The organism is Pseudomonas sp. FG35 (genome assembly GCF_057809295.1).
In genome coordinates, this window is sequence record NZ_JBMDJR010000011.1 from 27,929 (window position 1) to 45,286 (window position 17,358).

The following is a 17,358-nucleotide window of genomic DNA, read 5'->3' on the forward strand; positions in this document are numbered from 1 at the left end:
ACAGGGGTGAGGATGTTCGAGGAAGAAAACGCGCAATGGGGGCTGGTGCATGCCCTGGTGCTGGACGGTAAAGGCGGTGCGCGTTCGATAGCCCGGACTGATCTCGACGATCTGCAGCTGCAGGCTCATGAAAGCCTGTGGCTGCACTGGGATCGCAGTCACCCGCAGACCCAGACCTGGCTGCGCAAATCCAGTGGGCTCAACGAGTTCACCTGCGATCTGCTGCTGGAAGAAAACACCCGCCCACGCCTGTTGCCGCTGCCGGATTCCGAGCTGTTGCTGTTTTTGCGCGGGGTCAATCTCAACCCGGGCGCCGAGCCGGAAGACATGGTATCGGTGCGGATTTTTGCTTCGGCCCAGCGGGTGATTTCCCTGCGTTTGCGTCCGTTGCGCGCCACCGACGAGTTGCTGGTGATGCTGGGCGAGGGCAAGGGGCCGAAAACCTCGTCCGAATTGATGCTCTATCTGGCGCAATTCCTCACCAACAAGGTGCAGGATCTGGTGACTTGCCTCTCCGAAGTGGTCGATGAAGAGGAAGAAAAACTGGATGCCGACGAACGGTATACCCCCGAGCACGGCGCCATTTTGCACATCCGTCGCCGGGCCGCCGGACTGAAGCGTTTTCTGGCACCGCAGCGGGATATTTTCGGACAGCTGACGCGGATAAAACTGCCGTGGTTCGTCGATGACGATGCCGACTACTGGAACGAATTGAACAACAGCCTGACCCGTTATCTTGAAGAGCTCGAATTGACCCGAGAGCGCGTGGGGCTTGTGCTGGAGGCCGAAGACCGGCGCTTGAGCGTGCACATGAATCGCACGATGTATCGCTTCGGCATCATTACCTGCATCTTCTTGCCGATGAGTTTTATTACCGGTCTGCTGGGCATCAATGTCGGCGGCATTCCATTCTCGAGCAGCCCTTATGGTTTCCTGATCGCCTGTCTGACGGTGCTCGCCCTGGCGTTCGGACAATGGTGGTTGTTCCGCCGTTTGCGCTGGGTATGACGATGCGCCATGTGACCCGACCAAATTTGCCCGCGTCTTTCACAGACATCACGAGAGGTGCGTATGCACGATCCGTTTGAACAGTCTTTGCGCGACATGCTCAACGCCTCGCCGTCCAGCCGCGACGACGATGCCTGTCTGGGCCGCGTACTCAAAACCGCCAACCGCCAGGTTGGCGCCGGCGATCTGTTCAGCCTGCTGGGCCGCTGGCTGCCCGCGCTGATGATCGCCCTGAATAATGGCTCGGCCCATGTCGCGCCGGTCTCCCGTCTCCGTAAACCTACCGCTCGCACTGCTGATAAGGCTGATTGAATATGGAACTTGATCTCTGGACTCAGAGCCTCGTCACTGCAATGACTGCGTTGTGGACCAAAGTCGCTAACTTCATTCCGAACCTGTTCGGCGCACTGGTTGTGTTGCTATTGGGTTTTGTCGTGGCCAAGCTGCTGGACACCTTGCTGTCCAAATTGCTGGCCAAACTGGGGCTTGATCGCCTGATGGGCGGCACCGGCCTGACCAAATTGATGTCCCGCGCGGGGCTGCAAGTGCCGATCTCCACGTTGATCGGTAAAATCGTCTATTGGTTCGTTCTGCTGATTTTTCTGGTTTCGGCAGCAGAATCCCTTGGACTTGAGCGAGTTTCAGCTACGCTTGACATGCTCGCGCTGTATTTGCCAAAAGTGTTCGGCGCGGCGCTGGTGTTGCTGGTGGGTGTCCTTCTTGCGCAACTGGCCAATGGCCTGGTTCGCGGGGCGGCAGAAGGCGTAGGCCTGGACTACGCTTCCGGCCTTGGGCGAATTGCCCAGGGCTTGGTGATCATCATCAGCATTTCGGTCGCGATCAGTCAGCTGGAGGTCAAGACCGACCTGCTGAACCATGTGATCGTCATCGTATTGATTACCGTTGGTCTGGCGGTTGCGCTGGCCATGGGCTTGGGAAGCCGGGAAATTGCCGGTCAGATTCTTGCGGGAATCTATGTGCGTGAGTTGTATCAGGTTGGGCAACAAGTGCGTATTGGCGAGGTCGAAGGCCAGATCGAAGAGATCGGCACGGTTAAGACCACATTGCTGACCGATGAGGGTGAGCTAGTCTCTCTCTCCAATCGGATCCTGCTGGAGCAGCATGTGAGTAGCCGCTAACCCGGCAAACCCTGCTAATGTATGCCGCCGCAAAATGCCAGCTGTCGCTGGCTGCGGTGGACATTGACCTGACTGTCGGCACGACTTGTTTTGAATAAAGCCCAAACGCTATCCACGCGCTACGACCCCCGCGAGCTCTCTGATGAGGAGTTGGTCGCGCGCTCGCATACCGAGCTTTTTCACGTGACGCGTGCGTATGAAGAACTGATGCGGCGTTACCAGCGGACATTATTTAACGTGTGCGCACGATATCTTGGGAACGATCGCGATGCAGACGATGTCTGTCAGGAAGTGATGTTGAAGGTGCTGTACGGGCTGAAGAACTTCGAGGGGAAATCGAAGTTCAAGACATGGCTGTACAGCATCACCTACAACGAATGCATCACACAGTATCGGAAGGAACGGCGAAAGCGTCGCTTGATGGACGCACTGAGTCTTGACCCCCTCGAGGAAGCGTCCGAAGAAAAGGCGCCGAAACCCGAGGAGAAGGGCGGACTGGATCGCTGGCTGGTGTATGTGAACCCGATTGATCGGGAAATTCTGGTGCTACGATTTGTCGCAGAGCTGGAGTTTCAGGAGATCGCAGACATCATGCACATGGGGTTGAGTGCGACAAAAATGCGTTACAAACGCGCTCTTGATAAATTGCGTGAGAAATTTGCAGGCATTGCTGAAACTTAGTTCGGCGCAAATATCTCTTACGTGTAGGCAAGTTCTGATAGACTTGCCGCCGAGTTGTCCCCCGGTTTGCGGGACTGCTTCACAATCACCAGATGGGGATTTAACGGATGAAACTGAAAAACACCTTGGGCTTGGCCATTGGTTCTTTGATTGCCGCCACTTCTTTCGGCGCTCTGGCACAAGGCCAAGGCGCAGTTGAAATCGAAGGCTTCGCAAAGAAAGAACAATTCGACAGCGCTCGTAACTTCAAGAACAACGGCAACCTGTTCGGCGGTTCGATCGGTTACTTCCTGACCGACGACGTTGAACTGCGTCTGGGCTACGACGAAGTGCACAACGTGCGTGCCGACGATGGCAAGAACGTCAAGGGCGCCAACACCGCTCTGGACGCTCTGTACCACTTCAACAACCCAGGCGACATGCTGCGTCCATACGTTTCGGCCGGTTTCTCTGACCAGAGCATCGACCAGAACGGTTCGAACGGTCGCAACCGTTCCACCTTCGCCAACCTGGGCGCCGGTGCCAAGCTGTACTTCACTGACAACTTCTACGCCCGTGCTGGCGTTGAAGCTCAGTACAACATCGACCAGGGCGACACCGAGTGGGCTCCTAGCGTCGGTATCGGTGTGAACTTCGGTGGCGGCTCCAAGCCAGCCGCTGCTCCAGTTCCAGCACCAGCTGAAGTCTGCTCCGACAGCGACAACGACGGCGTTTGCGACAACGTTGACAAGTGCCCGGACACCCCAGCCAACGTAACTGTTGACGCTGATGGCTGCCCTGCAGTTGCTGAAGTTGTTCGTGTTGAGCTGGACGTTAAGTTCGACTTCGACAAGTCGGTTGTGAAGCCAAACAGCTACGGCGACATCAAAAACCTGGCTGACTTCATGAAGCAGTACCCATCCACCACCACTACTGTTGAAGGTCACACTGACTCCGTCGGTCCTGACGCTTACAACCAGAAACTGTCCGAGCGTCGTGCAAACGCCGTTAAGCAAGTTCTGACCAACCAGTACGGTGTTGAATCGTCCCGCGTTCAGTCGATCGGCTACGGCGAATCCCGCCCAGTTGCTGACAACAAAACTGAAGCTGGCCGTGCTGTTAACCGTCGCGTAGAAGCGCAGGTTGAAGCTCAAGCTAAGTAATTAGCTGCCGCTACGAGAAAAGCCCGGCTTAGGCCGGGCTTTTCTTTGCCTGCGGTTTGGTGAATCCAGAGATTGTCAGGCCAGGCGATCGGCTGCCCAGCCAATCGAACCGACCTGGGTCGCCGCTGCTGCGACGGCGCCTATGACCAGAATCGCAGGGCTCTTGAGCTGGAAACCAAGGGCGTCGTCTTCCATCGCTGTCAGATCGCTGCGGCATTCGCGCTGCTCTGGCAACGAGGCGTTCTCGATCATCGCCACCGGCGTATCCGCTGCCATCCCCCCAGCCAACAGCTGCTCGCGAATCTCTCCGAGCTTCGCCACTCCCATGTAAATCACCAGCGTCGTCCCGCCTTGCGCCAGCGCCCGCCAGTTCAAGTGGCTGTCGTCCTGGGTATGGGCCGTGACCAGCGTCACGCCTCGGGCCACGCCGCGCAACGTCAGCGGAATATCACACTGGGTCGCGCCGGCCAGTCCGGCGGTGATGCCATTGACCAGTTCCACCTCGACCCCGCGCTCGCGCAACCACTGCGCTTCCTCACCTCCACGCCCGAAAATGCACGGATCGCCGCCCTTGAGCCGCACCACGCATTTGCCCTGACGGGCATATCGCAGCATCAGCCGATGGATGAACGCCTGGGGCGTCGAGCGGCAGCCGCCGCGTTTGCCGACCGCGATGATCCGTGCAGCAGGGCAGTGTTCGAGCACCGCGTCATTGACCAGATCGTCGATCAGTACCACCTCGGCCTCGCGCAAGGCACGTACGGCTTTTAGCGTCAGCAGTTCAGGATCACCGGGGCCCGCGCCCACCAGCCAGACTTTCGCGTTCATGGTGTTTTCCTCTTCAGATAACGGCGACCGGACGCACTTCGGCGGCCAGCAAACGCTTGATTTCCGGGACGCAGGAGCCGCATTGCGTGCCGCACCCCAACTTGTTTTTCAAACCCTGCAGATCCAGACCTTCACGGATACCGGCGCAGACCGCGCTGTGGCTGACGTTCTTGCAGTTGCACAGGGTTTTGTCCGCCACAACCTGCGCCCCGGCATTGCCCGGCGGTGCACTCATCGGCGCCAGCAGCCAGCGCCGCAGTTGTTCGTCGGCACGACCTTCCAGCCACAGGCCTTGCAACCAGTGCTGAGCGAGGGTTTCGCCAGCGAGGCGGATCGCAGTGATGCGCCCGTTTTCAATGCGCACCCGTTTGCCGATGGCGCGGCGAGGATCGTCATAAGCCAGCACCGGCCCGTCGATCAGGGCCAGGCACTGGTCGATTTCACGCAGTAATTGCGGTTCTGGCGCCACGGCGCTGGCTGCGCGTATCAGCAGCGCAGGCCGTTCACGTCCGACAAGGCTGAGACTTGCGTAGGAAAACGCCTCACAGAGCGGTCGAAGCGCCTCGAAATGCCGTTGAACATCGCCCTCGATCAGTGCGAACAGTTGCCATGGCAAATCCACCGGTTCCAGCCGTACACCGCTGTGCTTGAGTTCCGGCTGTTTCGACAAAGGATCGAAGGCGGGCAGGGTCAGGCTGTTCACGCCGCCCTTGAGGAAACGATCGCCCCAGTGCATCGGCAGGAACGCCTGGCCCGGACGCACGCTGTCATCGCTGGCGACCGCCACAATCACCGCGCCCCGACGACTTTTCAGATTCACCAGATCCCCCGGCTGCAAGCGGTGACGGCGCAATTCGTCCGGATGCAGGCTCAACACGGCTTCGCTGACATGGCCGAACAACTGCGCCGCCGTGCCGGTGCGGCTCATACCGTGCCATTGATCACGCAGGCGGCCGGTGATCAGGGTCAGGGGAAAGCGCGCGTCGCGTTGTTCCTTGGCGGCGCGATAGGGATCGGCAACGAACCGCGCGCGCCCGTTCGCTGTAGGAAAGATCCCGTCGCCATACAGCCGGGCTGTACCTTGGCGAGCGCCAGCGGGGAAGGGCCATTGCTGTGGCCCCAGCTCATCAATCAACCCATGGCTGATCCCGGACAAATCCAGATCGCGCCCCCGGGTCAGTTGTTTGTACTCGTCAAACAACTGCGCCGGTTGCTCGAAGGCAAACAGACCGGGCTGTTGCGGGCGCAGACGTTTCTCCAGGCGTTGTGCGAAATCAACGGTAATCGTCCAGTCCGGACGCGCTTCACCCGGTGCGGCAATGGCTTGGCGGACGTGGGAAATCCGCCGCTCGGAGTTGGTCACCGAACCTTCCTTCTCGCCCCAACTGGCCGCCGGCAACAGTAGATCGGCAAACGCTGCGGTTTCGGTGGTACGGAACGCCTCCTGCAAAACCACGAACGGACAAGCCTCCAGCGCGGCGCGCACGGCGTTCTGATCCGGCATCGATTGCGCCGGGTTGGTGCAGGCAATCCACAGCGCCTTGATCTTGCCGCTGCGCACTTGTTCAAACAGTTCGATGGCGCTGAGCCCGGTGTTTTCCGGCAGCTTATCCACACCCCAATACGCCGCGACTTCGGCGCGGTGCTCTGGATTGGCTACCTCACGATGACCGGGCAAAAGGTTTGAGAGGCTGCCGGTTTCGCGCCCGCCCATGGCATTGGGCTGACCGGTCAGGGAGAAAGGTCCTGCACCCGGCCGGCCGATTTGCCCGGTGGCCAGATGCAGATTGATCAGCGCGCTGTTCTTGGCACTGCCAGCGGTGGACTGGTTCAGGCCCATGCACCACAGCGACAGGAAACTCGGCGCGGTGCCGATCCACTCGGCGCATTGCTGCAACTGCTCGACGCTGATCCCGCACAGCTGCGAAACCATCGCCGGGGTGTAATCGCGCACCAGGCTTTTCAGCTCGGCGAGGCCATCGGTGTGGGCCTTGATGAAATCGCGGTCGATCCAGTCTTCCCACAACAGCAGATGCAAAATCCCATGGAACAGCGCGACATCGGTGCCCGGCAGAATCGCCAGATGCAGGCCCGCCAGATCGCAGGTGTCGGTGCGCCGTGGATCAATGACGACGACTTTCATCTGCGGGCGGCGGGATTTGGCTTCTTCGATACGGCGAAAAAGCACCGGATGGGCGTAGGCCATGTTACTGCCGACGATCACCACGCAATCGCTCAACTCCAGGTCTTCATAGCTGCATGGCGGTGCGTCGGCGCCGAGGCTGTGTTTGTAGCCGACCACCGCCGAAGACATGCACAGCCGCGAATTGCTGTCGATGTTATTGGTGCCGACCAGCGCCCGCGCCAGTTTGTTGAAGGCGTAGTAATCCTCGGTCAGCAACTGCCCGGAGATATAGAACGCCACGCTGTCCGGGCCGTGTTCGGCGATGGTGTCGGCGAACACGTTGGTGGCGTGATCCAGCGCGGTGTCCCAGTCGCAACGACTGCGTGCCAGGCCTTTGCCCAGGCGCAATTCCGGATACAACGCCCGGGCCGCCAGATCGCCGGTCAGGTGCAGGGTCGAGCCTTTGCTGCACAGTTTGCCGAAGTTGGCCGGATGCGCCGGATCGCCGCTGACGCCGAGGATGCGCTCGCCGTCATGCTCGATCAGCACGCCGCAGCCGACCCCGCAGTAGCAGCAGGTCGAGGCGGTCGTCTGGCGGTTCATCAGACGGCATCCCGCAGGGCCAGTTGCACGCGGCCGTTTTCGACCCGGGCCGGGTGATGGTGCGCGCAGCCGACGTCCGGCGCCTGGGCTTCGCCGGATTGCAGGTCGATCTGCCAGTTGTGCAGCGGGCAGGCGACGCGTTTGCCGTAGATCAGTCCTTGGGACAATGGGCCGCCCTTGTGCGGGCAGCGGTCATCCAGTGCGAAAACTTCGTCGTCGCTTGTGCGAAAGATCGCAATGTCACCTTTGGGCCCGGCGATGATCCGCGAACCGAGGGCGTTGATCTCTTCCAGGGCACAGATATCGAGCCAGTTCATGCCGGCACCTCCAGGTTTTTCACGGGGATCACGTCGAATTCTTTCTTCAGTTGCGGCTGCGCCAGGCGCTCTTTCCACGGGTCTTGTTCGAACGACAGGGAGAACTGCAGGCGCTCGTTCAGGGCCTTGCGGCGCTCGGGGTCTTCCAGCACGGCTTTCTTGATGTGCTCCATGCCGACCCGTTGCAGGTAGTGCACGGTGCGTTCGAGGTAGAAGGCTTCTTCGCGGTACAGCTGCAGGAACGCGCCGTTGTACTCGCGCACTTCCTCGGCCGTCTTGAGCTTGACGAAGAACTCGGCGACTTCGGTCTTGATCCCGCCGTTGCCACCGATGTACATCTCCCAGCCGGAATCGACGCCGATGATGCCTACATCCTTGATCCCCGCTTCCGAGCAGTTGCGTGGGCATCCGGAGACCGCCAGCTTCACTTTGTGCGGCGACCACATGTTGAACAGGTCGTGTTCGAGGTCGATGCCCAACTGGGTCGAGTTCTGCGTGCCGAAGCGGCAGAACTCGCTGCCGACGCAGGTTTTCACCGTGCGGATGGATTTGCCATAGGCGTGGCCGGACGGCATGTCGAGGTCTTTCCATACGCCGGGCAAATCCTGTTTCTTGATCCCCAGCAAGTCGATGCGCTGGCCGCCGGTGACCTTGACCATTGGCACCTGGTATTTGTCCGCCACGTCGGCGATCCGCCGCAGTTCCGACGGGTTGGTCACGCCGCCCCACATCCGCGGCACCACCGAATAAGTGCCGTCCTTCTGGATGTTGGCGTGGGCCCGCTCGTTGATCAGGCGCGACTGCGGATCGTCCTTGGCTTCGCCTGGCCAGGTGGAAATCAGGTAATAGTTGAGGGCCGGGCGGCAGGTGGCGCAGCCGTTCGGAGTGCGCCAGTTGAGGTAGCTCATGGTGCCGGCGATGGTCAGCAAATGCTGTTCGCGAATGGCCTGGCGGATCTGGCCGTGGTTGAGGTCGCTGCATCCGCAGATGGCTTTTTCGCTTTTCGGTTTGACGTCCGCCGCGCCGCCAACGGTGTTGATCAGGATCTGCTCGACCAGCCCGGCGCAGGAGCCACAGGAGCTGGCAGCCTTGGTGTGTTTCTTCACTTCGTCGACGCTGAACAGGCCGTGTTCCTGAATCGCCTTGACGATGGTGCCCTTGCATACGCCGTTGCAGCCGCAGACTTCGGCGTTGTCGGCCATGCTCATGGCTTTGTCCTGGCCCTGATGTCCTACGTCGCCAAGTGCGTTTTCTCCGAACATGAGGTGATCGCGGATCTCGCCGATGGCGTGATTCTCACGAATCTGCCGGAAATACCAACCGCCATCTGCCGTATCGCCGTACAGACAGGCGCCGACCAGCACGTCATCCTTGATCACCAGTTTTTTGTACACCCCGCCGATCGGGTCGGAGAGAGTGATGGTTTCGGTGCCTTCGCCGCCCATGAAGTCACCGGCGGAAAACAGATCGATGCCGGTAACTTTCAGTTTGGTCGACGTCACCGAGCCCTGATAACGGGCGAAGCCCAGTTGCGCCAGGTGGTTGGCGCAGACTTTGGCCTGTTCGAACAACGGCGCCACCAGGCCGTAGGCAATGCCGCGATGGCTGGCGCATTCGCCGATGGCATAGATGCGCGGGTCATAGGTTTGCAGGGTGTCATTGACCAGAATCCCGCGGTTGCACGGGATGCCGGCCTTTTCCGCCAGTTCGGTATTGGGGCGGATGCCGGCGGCCATGACCACCAGATCGGCGGGGATGATGTCGCCGTTCTTGAATTGCACCGAGCCGACCCGACCATTGCCAGCGTCGTGCAGGGCCTGGGTCTGTTCACACAGGCGAAAGTGCAGGCCACGGGATTCGAGGGCGGTTTGCAGGAGCTGGCCGCTGGTCTTGTCCAGTTGCCGCTCCAGCAGCCATTCACCGAGGTGCACCACGGTGACGTGCATGCCGCGCAGCATCAGGCCGTTGGCCGCTTCGAGACCGAGCAGGCCGCCGCCGATCACCACGGCGTGCTTGTGGGTCTTGGCAGTGTCGATCATCGCCTGGGTGTCGGCGATGTCGCGGTAGCCGATCACGCCCTGCAAGGTGTTGCCGGGGATCGGCAGGATGAACGGGGTCGAACCTGTGGCGATCAGCAGACGATCGTATTCGGCCTCGGTGCCATCCTCGGCGATCACTCGGCGTTTGACCCGGTCGATCTCCACCACTTTGCGGTTGAGCAGCAGTTTGATGTTGTTTTCCAGATACCAGTCGAGGTCGTTGAGCACGATCTCTTCGAAGGTCTGTTCGCCGGCCAGTACCGGCGACAACAGGATGCGGTTGTAGTTGGTGTGCGGTTCGGCGCCGAAGACCGTGATGTCGTACAGCTCGTTGCTCAGTTTCAGCAGTTCTTCCAGGGTGCGAACCCCGGCCATGCCATTGCCGATCATCACCAGTTTGAGTTTTTTCATCAGGTTCTCCGGGAGCATCGGGCTTGCCTCTTGTGGGCAGTCAGGCCTTGCTCGACAAAAATGGCGCAAACAAAAAAGGCGTCCCGCCAGTTACCTAGCGAGGACGCCTTTGTCCTTGTCCCGTTCTCTCGGGAAGCCTGGCCTTCGTCGTTGAAGGTCGGGCTTTATGTCAGTTGAAAACGTTAATGCAGTGGTTGTGCCAAGTCGCGGCGGGCCGCGAATTCACTGGGGTAAGGCTGGAATTGGCCAGATGTTCATTGTGGTTTTTGCACTGAATGGAAGCGGCACGCCCGTTAATGGAGCGCCGCGTCAGCCATGAAACAGCAGGAACAGCAGCACCAGATTGCCCAGCAGTGCCAGTAGCGCCAGTGTCCGCCAGACCTTCAGCGGCTCACGCTCCAGCAAGGGACGAGGGCGCACATTCAGGCTGCGGCGTTCACCTTGTTCCAGAGCCAGCAGCCATTCTTCAGCAGTTTCATAACGTTGCAATGGGTCGGCCAAGACCCCGCGCTCCAGGCATTGCGCCAGCCATTCCGGCAGATCCGGGCGATAGCGACCGGCACTCACCGGCACCCCGAAACGCGGGCGCTGGAAGGCTTCTATCTCGCCGTAGGGAAAATGCCCGATAAGCAGGAAATACAAGGTCACGCCTACCGCATACAGATCCTGGTGTGTGCTGGGCGCCGTGCCTTGAAAGGCTTCCGGCGCGATGAAGCTCGGGGTTCCGGGCAAGGTCGACGGTGCGTCCTGCGACAGACCGGGACAATACGCCAGACCGAAATCCAGCAGGCGCAACTCGCCGTCGTCCCCCAGGTGCAGGTTTTCCGGTTTGATGTCGCGGTGCAGGATCTGCCGTCGATGCAACAGGCCGACAGCCCGCAGAAGGCGTTCGGCCAGATCCTGCCACTGAGCCAGCGGCAGCGGGCCGTTTTGCCCGAACAACTGAGCCAGGGTCGTCCCCGAATATTCACGCATCACGTAGTACAAATGCTGACGCTGACCGGCGCTATGGACTTCAGGGAAGTGCCGCCCGGCGACGCGTTTGAGAAACCATTCCTCTGCCAGCAAGGCCTGACCGGCCTGGGCATCGTCTGCCAGTTGTGCAGGCAACGTCTTCAAAAGCCACGCCTGGCCCTGACCATCGAGCACGCGATACAACAACGATTGCTGGCTCCGGCTTATAACCTCTTGAACCCGCCAGCCTTCAAAGACCTGACCCGGTTTCAACGACGTGGGCAGCGGCCACTGCTGCAAATGAATCAGCGCATCGCCGAGGCTGGCCTCGCCAACAGCATCCACCCGCACCAACAGCGCACTGGCATTGTCCTGACTGCCGGCCAGATGCGCGGCATTGACCAAGGTTTGCGCGGCACTGTGAAGATCCGGTTGATCGCGCAGGATTCCGGCAATGGCGGTATCGCCGAGCGCCGCCCAAACGCCATCACTGAGCAGCACAAAACATTCGCCGTCACGCAGTTCGCCGTCGAGAAAATCCAGCACCAGATGCTGATCCAGCCCCATGGCGCGCTTGAGCACGTGCTGCATGCCCGGTTGATCCCAGACGTGATCCTCGCTGATCCGTTGCAAGGTCTCGGCGTGCCAGCGATAGACCCGGCAATCACCGACGTGCGCCAGGGTAAACCGCCGGCCGCGCAGGACCAGCGCGCTGACGGTGGTGAGCAGCGGCTGGCCGCCACCGTTGGCCTGCAACCAGCGGTTTTGCGCGAGCAGCAGACGATCGAGGGCCTGGGCCACGCTCCAGGTTTCCGGAGTGGCGTAATAGTCCAGTGCCAGCGCCTGCAAGGTCGAACGTGCGGCCAGCCCGCCATCGGCGCACTGGCTCACGCCGTCGGCGATGGCGAACAGAAAGCCTTTGCTGGCAGCCAGCGCCGGAGCCGGGGTCACCAGGCGCAAGGCGTCCTGATTTTCCGCGCGGGGGCCTGTGGCGCTGGCTTCGGCGAAGCTCAGTTGCAGAGCCATTCGGGCCTCAGACCCGGGCAGCGGTCACGGCCGCCGAACCCCAAGTGGTTCTCCAGCGACGTTTGACCCCGTGCAGACCGAACCAGGCCAATACGCCAAGGCTGGCGAACAACCACAGCGCCAGTTGATAGCTGCCGGTGCTCTGTTTGATCGCGCCCATGCCTGCCGCCAGGGCAAAGCCGCCGATGCCGCCGGCCATGCCGATCAGTCCGGTCATCACGCCGATTTCGCGACGGAAACGTTGCGGCACCAGTTGGAACACCGCGCCATTACCCGCGCCGAGACCGAGCATGGTGCAGACGAAAAGTGCCAGCGCCGCGTAGGAACTTGGCAGGTTGAAACCGACCGCCGCGATACAAACTGCGGCGACCGTGTACATCGCCAAAAGCGTGCGAATACCACCGAATCGGTCAGCCAGTGCGCCACCGAGGGGACGCATCAGGCTGCCGCCGAAGACGCAGGCGGCGGTGTAGTAACCGGCGGTCACCGGGCTCAGGCCGTATTGATCGTTGAAGTAACCGGGCAGGGCGCTGGCCAGGCCGATGAAGCCGCCGAAGGTGACGCTGTAGAAAAACATGAACCACCAGCTGTCGCGATCGCCCAGGGCCTTGAAGTAGTCGGCCATGGATTTGGCTTTCGGCCGCTCCGGCGCGTTTTTCGCCAGCCAGGCGAACAGCACCAGGGTCAGGATCAACGGGATCAGGGCGAACCCGAATACATTGCTCCAGCCAAACGCCGCCGCCAGCACCGGGGCGATCAGTGCCGCGAACACAGTCCCGGAATTGCCGGCCCCGGCGATGCCCATCGCCTTGCCCTGATGTTCCGGCGGATACCATTGCGAGGCCAGCGGCAGGGCCACGGCGAACGACGCACCGGCCATGCCGAGGAAGAGGCCGAGCAGCAGGGCCTGTTCGTAACTGTGGATGCCCAGCTTCCAGGCACCGAACAGCGCACAGATCACGATCACCTGGCCGATCAGCCCGGCGGTTTTCGGCGACAGGCGATCGGCGAGCATGCCCATCGCAAAACGCAATACCGCGCCAGCCAGAATCGGCGTGGCGACCACAAGACCGCGCTGCTGGGTGGTCAGGTGCAGGTCGCCAGCAATCTGCACCGCCAGCGGGCCGAGCAGGTACCAGACCATGAAGCTCAGGTCGAAATACAGGAAGGCCGCGAACAGGGTCGGGGTGTGGCCGGATTTCCAGAAGCTTTTATTCATCGCGCACCTCAGCTGTAGAGAATCTCGAGAAGGAGTCAGAACCAGCACAGTGGGGCGCCGCCACGGCCGCACCACCGGCCCCGGGCTGTGGGGCCAAAACGAAAAAACGCCGCTACCCGGATCGCCGAAAGGGGCGAAGAAGGTGAGCGACGTCTTTGTCGTAGGTGGGGCAACCGCCGTTGGTTACCTGTAGGGATTGCCTAGCGAGATTTGTGCCAGCTCAGCCAAGCAACTCGCTCATCGCGATGATCTGCTCTGCCACCTGAATCAGTTTCTGCTGGCGGCTCATGGCCTGGCGGCGCATCAGGGTGTAGGCCTCTTCTTCGTTGCAGTCCTTCATTTTCATCAGCAGTCCTTTGGCCAGTTCGATGCGCTTGCGCTCGGCCAGTTGCTGGTCGCGCGCCTGAAGCTGGGCGCGCAAGGCCTGGTCGCTTTCGAAGCGGGCCATCGCCACGTCGAGAATCGGCTGCAAGCGTTGTGCATGAATGCCTTCGACGATGTAGGCACTGACCCCGGACTTGATCGCCTGACGCATCACGCCGGGGTCATGTTCGTCGGTGAACATCACGATCGGCCGGGGCTGGTCGCGGCTGACCAGCACCACTTGCTCCATCACATCGCGGCTCGGTGACTCGGTATCGATCAGGATCACGTCCGGACGCACCGTTTCGACGCGCGCCGGCAAATCGATGGTCAGGCCCGACTCGTCGATCACCTCGAAACCGGCCTCGGTCAGCGCGGCTTTCAGGCGTCCGACTTTTTTCGCGGTGTCGTTGATCAGCAGAATGCGCAACATATTCGCGGTCTCCTGTCAGCGCTGGGCAAGAAGGGGCGCGCTGTCGCTCAGCGCATGGAGCTTGAAGCTCCGGGCGTAGGTGGCCGGATCGCTGCCGTCCCAGATTTTGCCGTCGATCAACTGGCTGCTGCGCATGTCTTTGCCCCAAGCTGCGACGCCCACAGCAGTCGCCGCGTCGCGATAGATCTCCAGTTGTTGCACCTGCCGGGCGACGGCGAGGTAGTCCGGGTCATCGCGCAGCAAGCCCCAGCGGCGGAACTGGGTCATGAACCACATGCCGTCCGACAGGTACGGCAGATTCACCGCGCCATCGCCGTGAAAGCGCAGGGCGTGCGGGTCCTGCCAGCGATTGCCCAGGCCATCGTCGTAGTCGCCGAGAAAGCGTGGTTCGATGCAGGACACCGGGGCGTCGAGGTATTCCGCAGCGCTCAGCAACTGCGCGGTGCTGCGGCGGTTTTCCGGGCTTTCTTCGATGAAACGGCTGGCTTCGAGGATCGCCATCACCAACGCGCGGGCGGTGTTGGGGTACTGCTCGACGAACGCGCGGGTGCAGCCGAGAACTTTCTCCGGATGATCGGGCCAGATGGTCTGGCTGGTGGCCAGCGTGAAGCCTAGATTCTGCTGCACGGCGCTGGCCGCCCACGGCTCGCCGACGCAGAAGCCATCGATGCGCCCGGCCTGCAGGTGCGCGACCATTTGCGGTGGCGGCACCACCACGCTGTCGACATCCTGCAACGGATGAATGCCCTGGCTCGCCAGCCAGTAATACAACCACATGGCATGGGTGCCGGTCGGGAAGGTCTGGGCGAAGGTCAGTTTTGCGCGGGTTTGGTGCACATGGTGGTGCAGCGCTTCAGGACCGGTCACGCCCAGGCCCTGCAAACCGTGGGACAGGTTCAGGCTCTGGCCGTTCTGGTTCAGGCCCATCAGTACCGCCATGTCGGTTGACGCGACGCCGCCGATGCCCAGATGCACCGCGTAGATCAGGCCGTAAAGGCTGTGGGCGGCATCGAGTTCGCCGCTGACCAGATTGTCCCGCAGGTTGGCCCAGGAACTCTGGCGCTTGAGGTTCAGGGTCAGGCCGTAAGGCTGGGCAAAGCCCTGGGTGGCGGCGACCACCAGCGAGGCGCAGTCGCTCAGGGCCATGAAGCCCAGGTTGATCGCACTTTTTTCCGGGGCATCGCTGCCGTTGACCCAGGCCAGCGGCCCGGCGGAGGTTTGAGTCATGAAAGCCACCCTCAAAAAAAACGTCGTCCCAGGCTTTGCCCGCGCAAAACCGAGAGACGACGCCATTGTCTTTGCCTGCGCGCCACCATTGGCCTGCGGGCTGATGCCGAGGAGGGTGCAAGGCATATGCCATGCGCACCGATTTACCCGTGCGCCTCGCGCGGCGGGGCGATGCCCGGCTATAATCGCCGCCTCTTTTCGCCGCCCGAGTCATAGCCGCCCATGTACACCCTGGCCCGTCAGCTGTTGTTCAAACTTTCCCCGGAAACCTCCCACGATCTGTCGCTGGATCTGATCGGCGCGGGCGGGCGTTTGGGCCTCAATGGCTTGCTGTGCAAGGCGCCGGCGTCGTTGCCGGTAAACGTCATGGGCCTGCAGTTCCCGAACCCTGTCGGTCTGGCGGCCGGTCTGGACAAGAACGGCGCGGCCATCGATGGCTTCGCCCAGCTGGGGTTCGGTTTTGTCGAAATCGGCACCGTGACCCCGCGCCCGCAGCCGGGCAATCCGAAACCACGGATTTTCCGCCTGCCGGAAGCCGAGGCGATCATCAACCGCATGGGTTTCAACAACCTCGGTGTGGATAACCTGCTGGCGCGGGTGGCGGCGGCCAAATACAAGGGCGTGCTGGGGATCAACATCGGCAAGAACTTCGACACCCCGGTCGAGCGCGCCGTGGATGACTACCTGATCTGCCTGGACAAGGTCTACGCCCACGCCAGTTACGTCACGGTCAACGTCAGCTCGCCGAACACTCCGGGCCTGCGCAGCCTGCAATTCGGTGATTCGCTCAAGCAATTGCTGGCGGACCTGGCCACGCGCCGCGCCGAACTGGCCCTGCGCCACGGCAAACATGTACCGCTGGCGATCAAGATCGCGCCGGACATGACCGACGAAGAAACCGCGCAAGTCGCCCAGGCGCTGATCGAAACCGGGATGGACGCGGTGATCGCCACCAACACCACCCTCAGCCGCGTGGGCGTCGAAGGCATGGAACACGGTGACGAGGCGGGCGGTCTGTCCGGCGCGCCGGTGCGTGAGAAGAGCACCCACACCGTGAAAGTGCTGGCGTCCGAGCTGGGCGGCAAGCTGCCGATCATCGCGGCGGGCGGCATCACCGAAGGCAAGCATGCGGCCGAGAAGATCGCTGCCGGCGCGAGCCTGGTGCAGATCTACTCCGGCTTCATCTATAAGGGCCCGGCGCTGATCCGCGAGTCCGTGGACGCGATCGCCGCCAAGCGCTGATTTGCGGATTTAAAAGGCAGGCATAAAAAAGGGCTCCTCGAAGGAGCCCCTGGGCCGTAGCCCGCCGTCCGGGAAGGACGTGCATGGTGATCAGGTCGTTACGAAATCAGATTGTCGTGTCGCAATAAGTGCCCTGTGTCAGCCGACGGCGTGAAGTTCGTTGAGTCTGTGGATTCCCGCAGTGCCGGTCATACCGTCCCAGTTGTCGCCGCGTCCTTCTCGCCAGCCGTTGATCCAGGCTTGACGTACCGACGGTAGAGTAAATGGGCAAAGCTCACGGGATTTGCCACCAACGCCATATTGATATCCGCGCAAAAATGCTCTTTCCAACGGATCACGCTTAAGTCTTCTCATAGGGTGTTTCCCTCACTTGTTGACTGTTTTTGTCGCGTCGACCTCAACTGAGGTCTGGCAGAAAAACTCTGCCGTTGGCGGCTCGCTGCCGGCGTGGCGAGCCAAGGTGTTGACGCCGTTGCGACGTCAACCTGTGTCCAGTTCTAACCAATGAGTCACATCGATGGAATGACCGTTTTGTCATAAGGACGTAACGAAAAAGATGCTATGGCCATAAGTAACCGCGTATTTATCCAGCGTTTGTTGG

The 17,358-nt window shown here is 61.2% G+C and carries 15 protein-coding genes; 6 read left to right on the forward strand and 9 right to left on the reverse strand.

Translation table 11 applies throughout. The features are described from left to right. Window positions 1–12: 12 nt before the first annotated feature. The 5 genes from ACODTD_RS21280 (at window position 13) to ACODTD_RS21300 (ending at window position 3,970) form a co-directional block, all read left to right on the forward strand. Entirely contained in the window at window positions 13–1,008 is a 996-nt protein-coding gene (locus tag ACODTD_RS21280) for a zinc transporter ZntB (protein ID WP_011333249.1), read from the forward strand. Between the two features lie 63 nt (window positions 1,009–1,071). Next, on the forward strand, window positions 1,072–1,320 hold the full coding sequence (locus tag ACODTD_RS21285) for a hypothetical protein (RefSeq protein WP_007951986.1): 249 nt from the start codon (window positions 1,072–1,074) through the stop codon (window positions 1,318–1,320). Between the two features lie 2 nt (window positions 1,321–1,322). After that, window positions 1,323–2,147 carry a mechanosensitive ion channel family protein gene (locus ACODTD_RS21290; protein ID WP_007951987.1) on the forward strand — a complete coding sequence of 275 codons (825 nt, stop codon included), beginning with the start codon at window positions 1,323–1,325 and terminating at the stop codon, window positions 2,145–2,147. A gap of 90 nt (window positions 2,148–2,237) precedes the next feature. Continuing rightward, entirely contained in the window at window positions 2,238–2,828 is a 591-nt protein-coding gene (gene sigX, locus ACODTD_RS21295; protein ID WP_011333251.1) for an RNA polymerase sigma factor SigX, read from the forward strand. Between the two features lie 107 nt (window positions 2,829–2,935). Continuing rightward, window positions 2,936–3,970: an OmpA family protein gene (locus ACODTD_RS21300; protein WP_011333252.1), complete on the forward strand. Its 1,035-nt coding sequence runs from the start codon at window positions 2,936–2,938 to the stop codon at window positions 3,968–3,970. A gap of 75 nt (window positions 3,971–4,045) precedes the next feature. On the opposite strand, the gene cobA is transcribed toward ACODTD_RS21300, so the two are convergent. The 8 genes from cobA to ACODTD_RS21340 form a co-directional block, all read right to left on the reverse strand. Further along, the gene (gene cobA / locus ACODTD_RS21305) at window positions 4,046–4,798 is read right to left on the reverse strand and encodes a uroporphyrinogen-III C-methyltransferase (RefSeq protein ID WP_201817793.1); all 753 of its coding nucleotides are present in this window, start codon (window positions 4,796–4,798) and stop codon (window positions 4,046–4,048) included. A gap of 13 nt (window positions 4,799–4,811) precedes the next feature. Beyond that, on the reverse strand, window positions 4,812–7,526 hold the full coding sequence (locus ACODTD_RS21310) for a nitrate reductase (protein ID WP_201817791.1): 2,715 nt from the start codon (window positions 7,524–7,526) through the stop codon (window positions 4,812–4,814). Then, a complete protein-coding gene (gene nirD, locus ACODTD_RS21315) occupies window positions 7,526–7,843 on the reverse strand; it encodes a nitrite reductase small subunit NirD (RefSeq protein WP_007951992.1) in 318 nt (105 codons plus the stop codon). Before nirD ends, ACODTD_RS21310 begins: the two co-directional genes overlap by 1 nt. Continuing rightward, on the reverse strand, window positions 7,840–10,293 hold the full coding sequence (gene nirB, locus ACODTD_RS21320; RefSeq protein ID WP_045121673.1) for a nitrite reductase large subunit NirB: 2,454 nt from the start codon (window positions 10,291–10,293) through the stop codon (window positions 7,840–7,842). Before nirB ends, nirD begins: the two co-directional genes overlap by 4 nt. A 309-nt stretch (window positions 10,294–10,602) precedes the next feature. After that, complete coding sequence (locus ACODTD_RS21325; protein WP_489105167.1) at window positions 10,603–12,273, reverse strand: bifunctional protein-serine/threonine kinase/phosphatase; 1,671 nt, start codon at window positions 12,271–12,273, stop codon at window positions 10,603–10,605. A gap of 7 nt (window positions 12,274–12,280) precedes the next feature. Next, window positions 12,281–13,492: a nitrate/nitrite transporter gene (locus ACODTD_RS21330; protein ID WP_489105168.1), complete on the reverse strand. Its 1,212-nt coding sequence runs from the start codon at window positions 13,490–13,492 to the stop codon at window positions 12,281–12,283. A 220-nt stretch (window positions 13,493–13,712) separates the two neighbouring features. Further along, window positions 13,713–14,288 carry an ANTAR domain-containing response regulator gene (locus ACODTD_RS21335; protein WP_007916390.1) on the reverse strand — a complete coding sequence of 192 codons (576 nt, stop codon included), beginning with the start codon at window positions 14,286–14,288 and terminating at the stop codon, window positions 13,713–13,715. 15 nt (window positions 14,289–14,303) lie between these two features. Then, window positions 14,304–15,515, reverse strand: coding sequence for a CmpA/NrtA family ABC transporter substrate-binding protein (locus ACODTD_RS21340; RefSeq protein ID WP_221615605.1), 1,212 nt, complete (start codon window positions 15,513–15,515; stop codon window positions 14,304–14,306). Between the two features lie 222 nt (window positions 15,516–15,737). Here ACODTD_RS21340 and ACODTD_RS21345 point away from each other — a divergent pair, with 222 nt between their 5' ends. After that, window positions 15,738–16,757 (forward strand): quinone-dependent dihydroorotate dehydrogenase, encoded by a 1,020-nt coding sequence (locus ACODTD_RS21345; protein WP_011333259.1) that lies wholly within the window; start codon window positions 15,738–15,740, stop codon window positions 16,755–16,757. A gap of 138 nt (window positions 16,758–16,895) precedes the next feature. Here the strand turns inward: ACODTD_RS21345 and rmf are convergent, their stop codons facing one another. Next, window positions 16,896–17,111 (reverse strand): ribosome modulation factor, encoded by a 216-nt coding sequence (rmf, locus tag ACODTD_RS21350; RefSeq protein ID WP_003223300.1) that lies wholly within the window; start codon window positions 17,109–17,111, stop codon window positions 16,896–16,898. Between the last annotated feature and the right edge of the window lie 247 nt (window positions 17,112–17,358).

Excerpts from the sequence above, each read along its gene's own strand:
- ACODTD_RS21280 (WP_011333249.1), top strand. The coding sequence starts at position 13 with ATGTTCGAGGAAGAAAACGCGCAATGGGGGCTGGTGCATGCCCTGGTG.
- ACODTD_RS21285 (WP_007951986.1), top strand. The coding sequence starts at position 1,072 with ATGCACGATCCGTTTGAACAGTCTTTGCGCGACATGCTCAACGCCTCG.
- ACODTD_RS21290 (WP_007951987.1), top strand. The coding sequence starts at position 1,323 with ATGGAACTTGATCTCTGGACTCAGAGCCTCGTCACTGCAATGACTGCG.
- ACODTD_RS21300 (WP_011333252.1), top strand. The coding sequence starts at position 2,936 with ATGAAACTGAAAAACACCTTGGGCTTGGCCATTGGTTCTTTGATTGCC.
- cobA (WP_201817793.1), bottom strand. The coding sequence starts at position 4,798 with ATGAACGCGAAAGTCTGGCTGGTGGGCGCGGGCCCCGGTGATCCTGAA.
- ACODTD_RS21310 (WP_201817791.1), bottom strand. The coding sequence starts at position 7,526 with ATGAACCGCCAGACGACCGCCTCGACCTGCTGCTACTGCGGGGTCGGC.
- nirD (WP_007951992.1), bottom strand. The coding sequence starts at position 7,843 with ATGAACTGGCTCGATATCTGTGCCCTGGAAGAGATCAACGCCCTCGGT.
- nirB (WP_045121673.1), bottom strand. The coding sequence starts at position 10,293 with ATGAAAAAACTCAAACTGGTGATGATCGGCAATGGCATGGCCGGGGTT.
- ACODTD_RS21325 (WP_489105167.1), bottom strand. The coding sequence starts at position 12,273 with ATGGCTCTGCAACTGAGCTTCGCCGAAGCCAGCGCCACAGGCCCCCGC.
- ACODTD_RS21330 (WP_489105168.1), bottom strand. The coding sequence starts at position 13,492 with ATGAATAAAAGCTTCTGGAAATCCGGCCACACCCCGACCCTGTTCGCG.
- ACODTD_RS21335 (WP_007916390.1), bottom strand. The coding sequence starts at position 14,288 with ATGTTGCGCATTCTGCTGATCAACGACACCGCGAAAAAAGTCGGACGC.
- ACODTD_RS21340 (WP_221615605.1), bottom strand. The coding sequence starts at position 15,515 with ATGACTCAAACCTCCGCCGGGCCGCTGGCCTGGGTCAACGGCAGCGAT.
- ACODTD_RS21345 (WP_011333259.1), top strand. The coding sequence starts at position 15,738 with ATGTACACCCTGGCCCGTCAGCTGTTGTTCAAACTTTCCCCGGAAACC.
- rmf (WP_003223300.1), bottom strand. The coding sequence starts at position 17,111 with ATGAGAAGACTTAAGCGTGATCCGTTGGAAAGAGCATTTTTGCGCGGA.